This is a genomic window from Rhodomicrobium udaipurense JA643, assembly GCF_000636015.1.
GTDB classification, from domain to species: domain Bacteria; phylum Pseudomonadota; class Alphaproteobacteria; order Rhizobiales; family Rhodomicrobiaceae; genus Rhodomicrobium; species Rhodomicrobium udaipurense.
The window spans coordinates 1-14,128 of sequence record NZ_JFZJ01000086.1 but is presented as its reverse complement, the minus strand read 5'-3'; the positions used below and the strand labels follow the sequence as shown (position 1 = coordinate 14,128).

The following is a 14,128-nucleotide window of genomic DNA, read 5'->3' as shown; positions in this document are numbered from 1 at the left end:
TCGAAGGCTACGGCCTGTCGGAGACGTCCCCCGTCACGCATATCAATCCGCTGACCGGCCCGAAGAAGGAGTGCTCCATCGGCCTGCCGGTGCCGGGCACGGAGATGTCGCTCCGAAAGCTCGGCGATCCGCAGGAGGAAGTGCCGCTCGGTGAGAAGGGCGAAATCTGCATTCGCGGCCCGCAGGTGATGAAGGGCTACTGGAACAAGCCGAAGGAGACGGCCGACACCTTCGTCGGCGAATACTTCCGCACCGGCGACGTCGCCTATATGGACGAAGACGGCTTCACCTACATCGTCGACCGCATCAAGGATCTGATCATCTGCTCGGGCTTTAATGTCTATCCGAGGCGCATCGAGGAGGCGATCTACGAGCATCCCTCGGTGGACGAGGTCACCGTGATCGGCGTGCCGGACAAATATCGCGGCGAAGCGCCGAAGGCGTTCGTGAAACTGCGCGAAGGACAGCAGGTGACGAAGGAAGAGATGCTCGATTTCCTCAAGGAGCGCATCTCGAAGATCGAGCTGCCGGCCGATATCGAGTTCCGCGCCGAACTGCCGAAGACGCTGATCGGCAAGCTTTCTAAGAAGGAGCTGAAGGCGGAGGAGGGCGCGAAGCCGCATTGATGTGCGGCTGCGGGCTCGCGCGGCCTGACGAAGGCGTGGGGGAACCCCGCCTCGCTCGACAAAAAAAAACCGGCGGGCCTGTCGCGTAACGCAAACGCATGTCTGCGTAACGCAGGCGGCCAGCGTTATTTCCCGCCTTGCTCGCGCTCTTTGGCCTTCGCGCGATCCCAGTACACGCCCATTTCGTCGAGGCGCATCTCTTCGAGCTTGCGGCCTTCCTCCGCCGCGCCCTTCACGACCTCGCCCATGCGCCGCACGAATTTCGTGTTTGCCGAACGGAGCGCCGCCTCGGGATCGATGTCGAGCCAGCGCCCGAGATTGACGACCACGAACATGAGGTCGCCGAATTCCTCGAAGCGGCGCTTGTTGGTTTCGGGGCCAGGAGCGGCCGCGATTTCGGCGCGCAGTTCGGCGAGCTCCTCGTCCACCTTTTCGAGGACGGGATCGATCGTCGGCCAATCGAAGCCGACGCGTGCGGCGCGTTCCTGAAGTTTCGTGCTGCGAAGGAGCGCGGGCAGAGCTGCGCCGATGCCGTCGAACAGGCCGAGCGGCGCTGACTCCGCCGCCGCTGCGTCGTCCGTTCCCCGCCGCTCGGCCTTCGCCCTGCGTTCCTCCGCCTTGATCGCCTCCCAGGTCGCTTTCGCGTCTCCGCCGGTGCCCTCGAAAACATGCGGATGACGGCGGATGAGCTTCTCGCTGATGGCGTTCGCGACGTCGGCGAAGGCGAAATGCCCGGCTTCCTCCGCCATGCGCGCGTGAAAGACCACCTGCAACAAGAGGTCGCCAAGCTCGTCCTTGAGGTCGTCCATGTCGCCGCGCTCGATTGCGTCGGCCACCTCATAAGCTTCCTCGATCGTGTAGGGTGCGATCGTGGCGAAGCTCTGCTTCACGTCCCAGGGGCAGCCGCGTTCGGGATCGCGCAGGCGCGCCATGATGGCGATGAGCCGCAAAAGCTGCGCCTCGGCGGAAGAAGGCACGTCCAGCGCTGCATCATGCCCGCGCGTTTCCGATTCGTTCGTCACGCTTCCTCCATGCCCGCAGGCGGTTGACGGTCAAGGCCAAATCACCCTACGGTTTATATCCTTCGGGAAAAAGCGTGCAAGGACGTGTCATGCGGCTCGTCGCAGCCATCTTCCGCTCATTCTATCGGGCGATCCTGCGTCGCTTCCGGGCGATGTCGGCTGCGCGGAGAGCTTCGTGGAGATCCGGCGCGCCATTGCAGGCGGTTGGCACCCCGGCGGACAATCCCGACCCCGTTGGCGTTATCGCCGATGCCGCGCAAGTCGCCGCGCAAACCACGATTTTTCACCGCCCGAGCATAGTCTCACGCGATTCCGTGCTTCACCGGAAGCGCGAAGCTCAAACATTTCCCGCACGCTTTTTCTTCGGTCCGTTCGCCATCGGACCTCCTCGCCGGAAAAATGCAAGGACAACAACAGGACCGCCGTTTCTAGCGTTCTTTGTATGTTCCTTGGCCCGCCAACCGAGCCGCGTCAGCGCCTGGTGATTGACCACAAAGGTCAGGCCTGCGGAGCCCTCGCCAAACAATTCAATTTTCCACCATGACAATCGTCGCCCAAAAATCGGGTTCGTACGGCGCAGTGTTGGTATGCCTGTTTTTCGGATCAATCCGAGACACGGAGGGGGTATTTGTGTCTTCGCAATTAGCGGAGATGTTCGCCAAAAGTTCCGCCTGCGGCCTAATTTTCTCGAATTATAATGAAATTCTTTACAGTTTGTTCTTGCCGCATCGCTCGTCTCAAAAACTCGAAAAACCATAAGCTTCACTGCCGCTGATTCCGCGCGTCCGACATGCGACGGACGGGGCGATATGAACAAAACGAGGACATGACGAGGATAAGCGTCTCATCTCCGCGCGGCTTTGGCGACGCCATGCGGCATCAGAGCCACGCGGCAGTTTGCGCGGTTTCGGATCGCGCGATGAAATGGCGAGAAAAGTCTGCGCGAAGGGCGACGGCCGGACCTAAATCCGTGCGTCCCGTCGCCGTCGGATTGTGATGCTGGGTGGCGATCGATGCTGCATTACGGAAACTTTCCATAATGCATCTTATGCGAATCACACAAATATGTGGTGACACGCCGGTGCCGAGTGGCGACTTCTGGAGACAGCCGGACAGCCGGTTTGCACCGCAACCGCGCGGGGCCCGCCGTATCATCATTTTATAAGAAGCGTTCGTCTCACCCGGCGCATGGCAGCGAGCGCGGAAGACAGCGCGAAGAGTCACTCGCGAGCGCCGCTAAATTGAAGCTTTGCGAGGCTGGATCCACTCGCTGGTGGCGACCGGAGAGGTCACAGCCCCCCTACCGCACTTCAACTCGACCGCAGACTTGGCGGCGGCGAACCCGTCGTTAAGCGGCCACTCAGCTTTCCGTGGCGGGCGTCTCGTGGAATTTCGCGGAGAAGCGATCCAGCAACCGCACGCCATAGCCCGATCCCCAGCTCGGGTTTATATCGGTCGAGGGCGACGCCATAGCTGTGCCCGCAATATCGAGGTGTGCCCAGGGCGTACCATTCTTGACGAAACGCTGCACGAACTGTGCGGCGGTGATCGAACCCGCATCGCGGGCGCCGATATTCTTGATATCGGCAAACTTGCCGTCGATCATCTTGTTATATTTCTTCGAAAGCGGCATGCGCCACGCGAGTTCGCCCGACTCAGCGCCAGCCTCGACGATCTCGCTCGCGAGTTTGTCGTCGTTCGAGAACAGCCCCGCATATTCCTTGCCGAGCGCGACGAGGATCGCGCCCGTCAGCGTGGCGAGCGTAATCAGGAGCTTCGGTTCGAGATGTTCCTGCGCGTACCACAGCAGGTCCGCAAGCACGAGGCGGCCCTCGGCGTCGGTGTTGAGAATTTCGATGGTCTGGCCCGAGGCCGAGGTGACGATGTCGCCGGGCCTTGTCGCCGTGCCACTCGGCATGTTTTCCACAAGTCCGACGATGCCGACCGCGTTCACGGGCGCCTTGCGCAGCGCGAGCGTAGCCATCGCGCCCGCGACCGCAGCCGCGCCGCCCATGTCGCCCTTCATGTCTTCCATGCCGGGGCTCGGCTTGATGGAGATGCCGCCGGAATCGAAGCAGACGCCCTTGCCGACGAACACGATATTGCCGTCGCCCGCCGAGCGACCGACCGCGCCGTTCCACCTCAGCACCACAACCGAAGTCGGCTGCGCACTCCCCTGCCCCACCGCCAGCAATGCGTTCATGCCGAGCGACTTGAGCTTCGGTTCGTCCAGCACTTCGACCGTGAGCCCGAGCGCTTCGAGCGCGCGCAACCTCGCGGTAAATTCGGGCGGCGTCAGGATATTGGCCGGTTCGTTGACGAGATCGCGCGCGAGATAAACGCCGGAAAGCGCCGCCTCGGTGTGTTGGAGCTTCGCCGCAAGCTTGTCGCCCCAGCAGGAGAAGATCGAGAGCTTCGGCGGCGCGCGGCCTTCGTCCTGCTCCTCCTCGCCTCCGTCCGCGCTTTTGGCGGCTTTCGACTTGTACTTTTTGAACGTATAGCTTCTGAGGCCGAAACCCGCCGCGAACCCGAGCGGTGCCTCTTCCGGCAGGTGATCGACGCCCGCGAATACCACGTCGACCTCGGTCGTCTTCTTCGGCAGCTTACCGCGCACGACGCCGCCGAGGTCCATCCAGTCGCGATGGGTCAGCGTCTTGGCGTCGCCGATGCCAACGAGCAGGAGCCGCGCCGCCTTGATGCCATGCGGGGCCAGAATTTCGAGCAGATTCTTGCGCTTCGGCTTGAATCCGGCCACCTCGATTGCGCGAGAGACCGCGCCCGCGCTCGCCTTGTCGAGCCGCTTGATGGGAGGCGGCAGCTCTTCGCCCTCCGTCACGAAATAGACGGCGGTCGGGCTTTTCGGCTCCGGCTGCAACGAGGCGAACGAAACGGCTGGAAGTTCTGTCATCGAGTGGGCGGACCGTTCTGGCGGGAAATCAGGATTCCAAAGCGTACAGGAAATGCGCGGCGTTGCAAAGTCCGCCTCAACAGGAAACAGCGCTCGAAATCGCGCCGAAAATGCGCCATGAACCCATGCGTAGTGGGCCGGTGAATTTCCTTTGCTGCACCGGACGCAAATGCCGGACCAGGACCGCTCGAAAACGGGCAAAAGCCGGAGCGTGACCCGCCCGCTGGAGTGATCGTGAATGTTGATTAGCCGATATATCTTCCGCCAGACGGCATCGGCGCTCATCATGATCCTCGTATCGCTTACGCTTATCGTCTGGCTGACGTCGCTGCTGCGCGAGATCAAGCTCCTGACCGCGCAGGGACAAACATTCCTTCTTTTTCTTCAGATCACAGCGCTCGCTATCCCGAGCCTGATCGTCACGGTGGCGCCGGTCGCCTTCCTGATCGCAGCGCTTCACAGCCTCAACCGTCTTTCAGGCGACAGCGAACTTATCGTGCTGTCGGCGGCGGGCTCCTCGGTGTGGCGGCTGTTCTCTCCGTATCTCTTTCTCGCCGTCGTCGTCTCGATGTGTGTGCTGACCGCAAACCTGTTCGTGCTGCCTAAAGCCGCGCGCCTCCTCGGCGATACCGTCTCGCAGGTGCGCGCGGACGTGCTTTCGCAGGTGATCCAGCCCGGCGAATTCTCCGACCTCGAACCGGGCCTCACCTTTCACATGCGCGCCAAGGGCGACAACGGAGAGCTTCTGGGCGTCGTGGTGCGGGACGAGCGCGATCCGAAGGCGGTGACGACCGTCATCGCCGAGCAGGGGCAGATCCTGCAGGATGGCGGGCGCGCATCCATGATGCTTCACGACGGCCAGATCATTCGTCAGCAGGCCGAGAAGACGGCCGCGCAGGTTGTGGTCTTCACGAGCTACGCCTTCGACATCGGCGATTTTTCCGCCAAAAAGGGGCCCCGCGAGCGCAAGCCTCGCGAGCGCGATATCGGCGAACTGCTGTATCCCGACAAGGAAAGCCCCGCTTATACGAACAACAAGGGATCGTTCCGCTCGGAAATCCACGAGCGCTTTTCCGGGGCGCTCTATCCCATCGCCTTCGCTATCATCGCCGTGCTGTATCTTGGCCGCCCGAAAACCACGCGCGAGGGCCGCACCGGCAATCTTTTCACGGCCTTCACGTTGGGCGCGGCGATCCGCATCGCGGGCATCGCGGGCGTGAACATCGTCGGCAAGAAGGCATGGGCGCTCGGTCTTATCTACGGCATACCCGTCACGGTGATCGTGGCGGGGCTCGTGATGTTGCGGCTGGACATCGGCGCGCCGGTCATATCGCTGCCAAGCCTGCGCCTGCCCTCGTTTCTGAAACGCGGCGGTTCCGCCCCCGCGGCTCGGGCGTCCTGAGGATTTTGCGTCATGATGATTTTCACCACCGTTGGCCGCTACATGGCGAAAAGGTTCGCCATCACCATCCTCGGCGTCTTCTTCGTGACGTTGCTGCTGATCTTTTTCGTGGACTTCGTCGAGGTGCTTCGGAGCGGCGCGAGAAAAGACGTAAGCGCGGGCACGCTCGCGCTCATCACGCTTCTGCGCATCCCCATTTTCGCGGAACTCACCCTACCCTTCGCGATCCTGATCGGCACCATCGCCGCATTCCTCAGTCTCAGCCGCACGTCGGAGCTGACGATTATGCGCGCCGCCGGGCTTTCCGTGTGGCAGTTCGTTCAGCCGGCGCTGATCGTCGCGATCTTTTTCGGCGTCTTCGCCGTCACGGTCTACAACCCCGTTGCATCCGCCATGAAGGCCAAGTCGGAGAAGATCCAGGCCGAGATTTTCCAGTCCGAAAAGTCGTTCGCAACCTCGCGTGGAACCGGCTCATGGCTGCGTCAGGAGAGCGTGGACGGGCCGACGATTCTGCATGCCAAAACGTCCGCCGACAGAGGTTTGACGCTGGCTGGCGTGACGCTGTTGCAATTTGATCCCGCCAACAGATTTTATGAGCAAATACAAGCGAACAAGGCTGAACTGCGGCAAGGTTACTGGCGGCTCGAAGGTGTGACTGTGCAAAGCTCAGGCGATGCCGTTCGGCGCTATGACGAATATTTTGTCAGTACATATCTGGGGCCTGCTCAGATCATGAACAGTTTAGGCTCCTTGGAAACCTTGTCATTCTGGGATTTGCCTGGTTTTATTGCGTTTGCACAGAAGGCCGGCCTTCCAACACGTCAGTATGAACTTCAACACCAGTTGTTTCTCGCTCGACCTATTCTTATGGCCGCGATGGTGCTGATTGCTGCAACCTGTTCGCTGAAAGCCTTTCGTTTTGGCAAAATCCAAACTATGGTTCTGACGGGATTAACCGGGGGGTTCGGTTTTTTCATATTCTCTGAACTTTCGCGAAAGGTGGGCGCGTCGGGATTGGTTCCTGTTACGGTGGCTGCTTGGGGACCGGCGCTCGTTGCCCTTCTCCTTTCGGCGACCGTACTCCTGTATCAGGAGGACGGGTGAGCGGGGCAGAGATGGGATTGGCCGGGGGGCTTGAGAGTGGTGGTCTTCAGTAAGAGGGCGGCGAGCGATGCCTAGCAAACTGCTGGCAGCAATGTTGGCATGCCTGATGTGCCTGGGCAGCGCTGCGCGTGCGCAGACGCCAAGCAATCAGACGCGCGGTGGCGAGACCACTGTGGCCAAGAAGGTATCGCCGGACAAGGCGTCGCCGCTTCTCTTGCAGGCCGACGACCTCGTTTACGATCACCGCAACAACCGCGTGGTCGCGCGCGGCAACGTCGAAATCTATTACGACGAAAATATCCTGCTGGCTGACGAGGTCATCTATGACAAGTCGGCGAATACGCTGACGGCCATCGGCAATGTCCGGCTCAAGGAAGCCGACGGTTCGGTCGTTAACGCCGAACGCCTTACGCTCAGCTCGAATTTCCGCGATGGCTTCATCCGCTCGATGAAGGCTCTGACGCAGGACGACAGCCGCATCGCGGCCTCGAACGCCTACCGCAAGGACGGAAAGACCGTTTACGAGAACGGCGTCGTGACGTCCTGCAAGCCTTGCGAGGCCAACCCCGACCGCGCGCCGATCTGGCGCATCAAGGCGACGCGCGTCATCCAGGACAAGCAGGACCAGAACATCTATTTCGAAGATACGCGCTTCGAGCTTTTTGGCGTGCCGATTGCGTGGCTTCCCTATTTCTACGTTCCCGATCCGAGCGTAAAGCAGCGCTCCGGCGTGCTCGCGCCGCAATATCGGCATGATACGTCGACAGGCTACGCCCTGACCGTTCCCTATTACTACGCCATTTCGCCGAATTACGACCTGACGCTGTCGCCTACCTTTACCACCAAGGCGGGCTACCTGATGCAGGCGGATTGGCGGCAGCGCCTGTGGAACGGCGCCTACGAAGTGAAGCTTGCCGGCGTCTATAACGACAATGCGGACGACTTTGTCGGCCAGCGCGACTGGCGCGGCAGCATCGAGACGAAGGGCGAATTCGAGCTGAACAAGTTCTGGAAATTCGGCTGGAACGCGATCCTCGAAAGCGACGATACATTCCGCCGTTTCTACCACATAGACAGTATCTATTCGACGGAGCGCGTTTCGAGCGTCTATCTCACCGGGATGGGTGAGAGGAACTACTTCAACATGTCCGTGAGCCGCTATGGTAATCTCGGCGGGCAGCCTTATGATTACTCTACAGGCGATTATTTGAGCAACACTGGAGCGTCGTGGGCGTATCCAAGCATCGACTATAATTATGTGCACGACAAACCGGTGTTCGGCGGTGAACTGAAGTTCGATGCGAACGTGGTTGCGCTGTCGTCCGATGAACGGCGCACATATACAAACAATGTGGTCAACCCGTATTTCGACCGCACCGACCGCATTGTGACGTCAGCGGAATGGCGTCGGACGTTGACGGACGACCTCGGCCAGCGCTTCACGCCCTTCGTTTTCGGGCGCGGTGACATCTATAGTGTGTCGAGCTTCAAGGACGTGAGCGGCGACGCTGGCGACAGCGATACATTCACGCGTCAGATGGTCGGCGGCGGTCTCGACTATCGGTATCCCTTCGTGGCGCATACCGACACGGCCTCGCACGTCATCGAGCCCGTTGGACAGATCGTCACGCGCACCAACGTGTCGAACAACGACAGGATGCCGAACGTCGATTCGCAAAGCCTTGTTTTCGACGACACGCTGCTTTTCGACATCAACAAGTTCTCAGGCTACGACCGAATCGAAACCGGGACGCGCGCCAATGTGGGCCTGCAATACACGATGCAGACCTATAATGGCGTGAGCGTGCGGGCCGTCGGCGGCGAAAGCTTCCAGGTTGCCGGGAAAAACTCCTACGATCCGGCGACCGGCCTTTATAATACGCGGTCGGATTATGTGGTCGGCGGCTATGTCGACTACCTCAACATGTTTCGCTTCGTGACACAGTTCCGTCTGGACGAAAGCGACTTCACCGTCGCCCGCCAGGATTACAGCGCGCAGGTAAAGCTCGGCATCTTCGAAGGCGCCCTGAGCTACGTCGCGGTGGCGGCGCAGCCTCTTCTCGGCTTCGACACGGCCCGCGAGGAAGTCGCCGGCTTTGGGGCCGTCAAGCTCACCGACGAATGGACCGTGTTCGGCGATGCGCGCTACAATCTGGAACTCTCGCAGTTCGTTCGCAATAGCGTGGGCGTCCAGTATGCGGACGAGTGCTTCATATACTCGGTCACCTATCAGCGCACTTTCGTCGAATATTCCGATCTGAAGCCCGATACGTCCGTAATGGTTCGCATCGGCATCAAGGGTTTCGGTCAGCAAACCACGCCGAGCTCGATCGGCGATCTGTCGCCAGAAGCGGCGTCGTTCCGCTAGAGCATGATGCGCAATGGCCGACCTTGGCTCTGCGATGAAACATGCTCTCGGCGACTCTGTTCTGAGAGCCTATACCCGGTGTGAGCCGGCGTCAGCGCCAGAGCCTTGTACAGAAGGTCGCGGTTGGTCCCTTGGTTTCGACGCTGCCTCGATCGCGGGTTAAAATGGATCGGGCCTCTAAGCCGAGCCGCCCCGCTTCAAAGTGGGTGATCCCGAAGCGTTTGCCCCGTTTCTTGGATGGCAATTCAGACAAAATCGGCGGTGTATCCCGCCATCGCAACCGAAACGGGGATTATGGCAAAGGCAGGCACACTCTTGCCGCAAATGAAATCCAAGTTTCCGGCATGAGAATCGCAAAGCTTCATCGCGCCGCCACTCTCGCGGTTGCCGCAGTGCTGTCGGTGCTGGCCCTGGTCGCAACGGACGCCAAAGCGCAGAACATCGTTGTCCTCGTGAACGACGAGCCGATTACGTCAGGCGACATCGCGCAGCGCACGCGATGGATGGCGCGGACGAGCGGCTTCGGGGATCGCATGAAGGCGCTTCTCACGGGCGATTCGATCAAGGAGCGCTTCCGGCAGCTCATGATAAAAGCGAACCCGCGCTCGCAGGCCGAGGCGGAGCAGACCGCCGAGCGCATCAAGAAGCAGCTCATCGAGGAAGCCAAAGGCCGCGTGCTGTCGGAAGGCGGCGGCACATCGCGCAAGCAGGTCATCGAAACGCTGATCGAAGACAAGCTGAAGCTTCAGGCCGCGAAAAGGCTTGAGATTACGGTCTCCGACAAGGAGGTCGAGGAGGTTCTCGCCCAGCGAGCGGGTGGCGGCGACGGCAAAAAGCCTCAACTCAATGAATTCTACCAGCAGTTCGAGGCTGACGGCATCAGCCGCAAGACTGTGCAGAACATCATTCGCGCGCAACTCGCCTGGCGCGACGTGATCCGCCGTCAGTACGGCCCGCGCATCGCGGCGATGCTCGCGGCGCTGCCTACCGACGACCAGAAGCCCGCCGATGGGGACATCCAGTTCGACGTGCGCGTTCTGAGGCTCGCGGTCGCGGGTTCGGACGAGCGTGCCGTAAGCCAGCGCATGATGGAGGCGGAGAATCTTCGCAGCAAGTTCACCTCCTGCGCCGACCTGCCCAAGCGCGCGAAGCTCGTGGCCGACGCATCCGTCAAAGCGGTCGACAAGGCGAAACTCGCTTCGTTCAACAAGGACGCGCAACCCCTGATCCTCAAGGCCAGCGAGGGCCAGATGACCCCGCCGATCCTCGTATCCGGTGCGGTCGAAGCCTACGCCATTTGCAAGAAGGGCATCGTGCTCAAGCGAAACCCCGCCGCCGAGCAGAAGCCGGACGCGCGCGCGCAGGAATACGACCGTTTCTCTCGGCGCTACCTTCAGGAATTGAAGAAATCTGCATCGATAGATTATCGCACGAAGGTGGACTGAGCTATTCCGGGGCGTGGATATTTGCCGCGTCGCAGTTTCGAGGCCTGTCTTTAGCAGCGTAGCGCGGCAATCTTCGCGCCTAGACCTATGCAGGACAGGCGGCAATTTTCTGGTTGGCCGCGCCTGCGCGTCGTCTTGGCGCCTACCCTCCGTGCCTACCGACCTTAACGTGTCTGCGGCGCCGCGCTAAAAGCCATTACGAAAAGCCGCAGGCGAGCCCACGCACCGCCAATGCTGTTCTCCGCAGCTCCCTCAACCTCCCGCGCGATTTCCTGACACCGTCTGCTGTCCGTCATTCCAAGCCGGGGCCGAAGACGTTATAATCGCAGCCTTCGAACGCGCGCCCCGTCGCGCCCATTGTAGCCCGGAGCCAGTCCTTGGCGGTTTCCCTCGCACATCCCGAATTGCCGCTCGCCGTCACCATGGGCGATCCCGCCGGGATCGGTCCCGATGTCACGCTCGCGGCATGGGCGCGGCGGCGAGACTGCGCGCTCGCTCCGTTCTTCGTCATCGCCGACCCCACCCATTTCGAGGCCCGCGCCGCGCTGCTTGGTATCGCCGTGCGTGTTGAGCGCATCGCGCGCCCCGAAGACGCCGCGCCCGTGTTTGGTGACGCGCTGCCCGTTTTGCCCCTTCGCGCGCCGCTTGCACCCGTCGCGCCCGGAAAGCCGTCCGTGGCTCACGCCGCCGCTGTCATCGAATCGATTGAAGAGGCAGTCGCGCTCGCGCTATCGGGCCGCGCCGCCGCTGTCGTCACCGCGCCTATCGCGAAATTCGTGCTCATGGAAACCGGCTTCGCTCACGCGGGCCATACGGAATTTCTTGCGGAACTCGCCGTGCGCCACGGGCATCCGCCGCGACCGCCCGTCATGCTGATGGCGTCGCCGCGCCTGAAGACGGTGCCGGTCACGGTGCATATCCCGCTGAAGGATGTTTTCGCCGCGCTGACGCCGGACATCATTATCGGCACCGCGCGAACGACGGCCGAAGGGCTGACGCGCTTTTTCGGCATCGCGCGCCCGCGCCTCGCCATCTGCGGCCTGAACCCGCACGCAGGCGAAAACGGCGCGCTCGGCCACGAGGAGACGGACATCATCGCGCCTGCCATCGAGCGCCTCAAGGCGGAAAGCATCGACGCCACGGGCCCGCACCCCGCCGACACGCTGTTCCACGACGCGGCGCGCGAAACCTATGACGCGGTGCTTGCAATGTATCACGATCAGGCGCTGATCCCGTTCAAGACGCTCGCCTTTGACGACGGCGTGAACGTGACACTCGGCCTGCCCTTCATCCGCACATCGCCCGATCACGGCACGGCGTTCGCGCTTGCCGGTACCGGTCAGGCCAACCCGCAAAGCTTTATCGAAGCGCTTCGTCTCGCCCGGCGCATGGCCGCGAGCGCGGCAGCCGGCACGGGGCCTCGCACGTGAGCGCCGCCGCCATCGAATCGCTGCCGCCGTTGCGCGAAGTCATCAAGGATGCGTCGCTTTCGGCGCGGAAATCGCTCGGGCAGAACTTTATCCTCGACCTCAATGTCACGCGCCGTATCGCGCGCGCGGCCGGGCCGCTCGATGGCGCAACCGTGCTCGAAATCGGCCCCGGACCCGGCGGTCTGACGCGCGCGCTTCTCATCGAAGGAGCATGCGGCGCCATCGCGGTCGAGCGCGACGAACGCTTTCGCCCCGCCCTCGACCAGATCGCGGAGGCAAGCGGCGACCGTTTCCGTGTGACCTTCGCCGATGCGATGAACATCGACTATCCGGCCTTCGCCGCCGAGACGGGTGCGAATCGCCTCGTCGCCAACCTCCCTTACAACATCGCGACGCCGCTCATCGTCGGCTGGCTGACCGAGGCGCGCTGGCCGCCATGGTTCGACCGGATCGTCGTCATGGTGCAAAAGGAAGTCGCCGAGCGGCTGGTGGCGGATGTCGGGAGCGATCATTACGGGCGGCTCGCGGTCATCGCGCAATTCCGGGCGCGCGCGCGCATTCTATTCACCTTGCCGCCATCGGTGTTCACGCCGCCGCCGAAGGTCGCGTCCGCGCTGGTGGAGATAGTACCACGCGCGCAAGCGCCCGACGCGGTCCCGACCGCCTGGCTTGAAAGGGTGACTGCCGCAGCGTTCGGGCAGCGCCGAAAGATGCTTCGGTCGAGCCTCGCCTCGCTGGGAGCCGACACGGCCCGCCTGCTCGCGGATGCCGCTATCGATCCGGCCGAACGCGCGGAACGGCTCACGGTGGAAGATTTCATCCGCCTCGCGCAAGCGCTTCAACGCCAGCGCAGCGAGTAATCGACACCTGAAACTTACAGTGTCGGGCTGCTTTGATTTATGGCACGACGCTGGAGTGGAGCAGTTTGACATCCCGGTCGCCGCAAGGGCGCGCTCAAATGCCCAATTCAAAAGCTCCGCTTGAATCAGAAAGTTACTCGCGGCCCTGCGATCTGGACATTTGCTCCGCGAGGGTGCTGCAAAGATAGAAGTCTCGGAATCAGACCAGTAGACTACCGCGCCAGGCCGCTGAAAATAGAGGCGACGCCGCGAAAGAACGGCGCGTTGGCGTTGCGCGTCTGGCGAGAGCTGGGCTGCGTTCGCGCTCTTCTGCGCTGCCCGTTGACCTGCTGGGGTGCCGCGTTGACGGCCGGTCTGGCCGCTGCGGTAGCACTCGCGCCCGCGCCCCCCGCCTGGCCGGTCGCTGTCGTCTCCGAGGCGGCCGCGCCGTCCTTCTTCTGCATCCACGGCGGAAGGTAGGATTTGCGCTCACCGCCTTCGGTCTGGGGCGCGGCGTTGGTGGGAGCCTCATCGGTCGCGGCAAACGCGGCGGCGTTGACCGACATGGTCAGCAGCAAGAGAGACGCGCCCAGAAGTTTCGCCTTGTCGACCATTGATGACCTCATTGAAAACGCCCAAGCCTCCGTTGAATCGCGGAGCCGGATACAATTCGTAACTGCGGTGGGGCGCACCCCATGTGCGTCGTTGCTCGCAGGAATAACACGCGACAATGCGATTGAGCTTAAGCTCGCCACGCCAATCTCTGCGCGGAAAATTGTATCGCGCTTACCACTCCGCCGAGCTTTGACGGGTGATGCGAACATTTTCGCACGGCCGGGCGTTTGCACGCGTCCGATTGCATCGGCTTCGGCTGCGGAACCGACGGGCGGCGCGGTGTGGTCAGTCGCGCTCCGAGGGGTCGAGGGCACGTGAGAGTGCGTCCGCGCGGCGGCAGCTTTGTGTTGTGTTGGTCTGGGAAAATTT

At 61.9% G+C, this 14,128-nt stretch carries 10 protein-coding genes; 7 read left to right on the top strand and 3 right to left on the bottom strand.

What is annotated here, in order from left to right:
- Positions 1-626 (top strand): AMP-binding enzyme (locus T281_RS12140; RefSeq protein WP_037239190.1); only part of this gene is annotated, 626 nt, incomplete at its 5' end.
- Between the two features lie 125 nt (positions 627-751).
- On the opposite strand, the gene mazG is transcribed toward T281_RS12140, so the two are convergent.
- Together mazG and T281_RS12130 are read right to left on the bottom strand one after the other, a co-directional pair.
- Positions 752-1,603 carry a nucleoside triphosphate pyrophosphohydrolase gene (gene mazG, locus T281_RS12135; protein ID WP_037239195.1) on the bottom strand — a complete coding sequence of 284 codons (852 nt, stop codon included), beginning with the start codon at positions 1,601-1,603 and terminating at the stop codon, positions 752-754.
- Between the two features lie 1,405 nt (positions 1,604-3,008).
- A complete protein-coding gene (locus T281_RS12130; protein WP_037239187.1) occupies positions 3,009-4,556 on the bottom strand; it encodes a leucyl aminopeptidase in 1,548 nt (515 codons plus the stop codon).
- A gap of 238 nt (positions 4,557-4,794) precedes the next feature.
- Here T281_RS12130 and lptF point away from each other — a divergent pair, with 238 nt between their 5' ends.
- The 6 genes from lptF (at position 4,795) to rsmA (ending at position 13,165) form a co-directional block, all read left to right on the top strand.
- Positions 4,795-5,958 carry an LPS export ABC transporter permease LptF gene (gene lptF, locus T281_RS12125; RefSeq protein ID WP_052037427.1) on the top strand — a complete coding sequence of 388 codons (1,164 nt, stop codon included), beginning with the start codon at positions 4,795-4,797 and terminating at the stop codon, positions 5,956-5,958.
- Positions 5,959-5,970: 12 nt separating this feature from the next.
- Positions 5,971-7,062: an LPS export ABC transporter permease LptG gene (lptG, locus tag T281_RS12120; RefSeq protein WP_037239186.1), complete on the top strand. Its 1,092-nt coding sequence runs from the start codon at positions 5,971-5,973 to the stop codon at positions 7,060-7,062.
- A gap of 172 nt (positions 7,063-7,234) precedes the next feature.
- The gene (locus T281_RS12115; protein WP_162173171.1) at positions 7,235-9,430 is read left to right on the top strand and encodes an LPS-assembly protein LptD; all 2,196 of its coding nucleotides are present in this window, start codon (positions 7,235-7,237) and stop codon (positions 9,428-9,430) included.
- A 344-nt stretch (positions 9,431-9,774) separates the two neighbouring features.
- Positions 9,775-10,875, top strand: coding sequence for a SurA N-terminal domain-containing protein (locus tag T281_RS12110; RefSeq protein ID WP_037239185.1), 1,101 nt, complete (start codon positions 9,775-9,777; stop codon positions 10,873-10,875).
- A gap of 377 nt (positions 10,876-11,252) precedes the next feature.
- Positions 11,253-12,305 (top strand): 4-hydroxythreonine-4-phosphate dehydrogenase PdxA, encoded by a 1,053-nt coding sequence (gene pdxA / locus T281_RS12105; protein ID WP_037239182.1) that lies wholly within the window; start codon positions 11,253-11,255, stop codon positions 12,303-12,305.
- Positions 12,302-13,165: a 16S rRNA (adenine(1518)-N(6)/adenine(1519)-N(6))-dimethyltransferase RsmA gene (gene rsmA / locus T281_RS12100; protein WP_037239180.1), complete on the top strand. Its 864-nt coding sequence runs from the start codon at positions 12,302-12,304 to the stop codon at positions 13,163-13,165. The genes pdxA and rsmA overlap by 4 nt, the downstream gene beginning before the upstream one ends.
- 212 nt (positions 13,166-13,377) lie before the next feature.
- Here the strand turns inward: rsmA and T281_RS12095 are convergent, their stop codons facing one another.
- Complete coding sequence (locus T281_RS12095; protein WP_037239178.1) at positions 13,378-13,758, bottom strand: hypothetical protein; 381 nt, start codon at positions 13,756-13,758, stop codon at positions 13,378-13,380.
- Between the last annotated feature and the right edge of the window lie 370 nt (positions 13,759-14,128).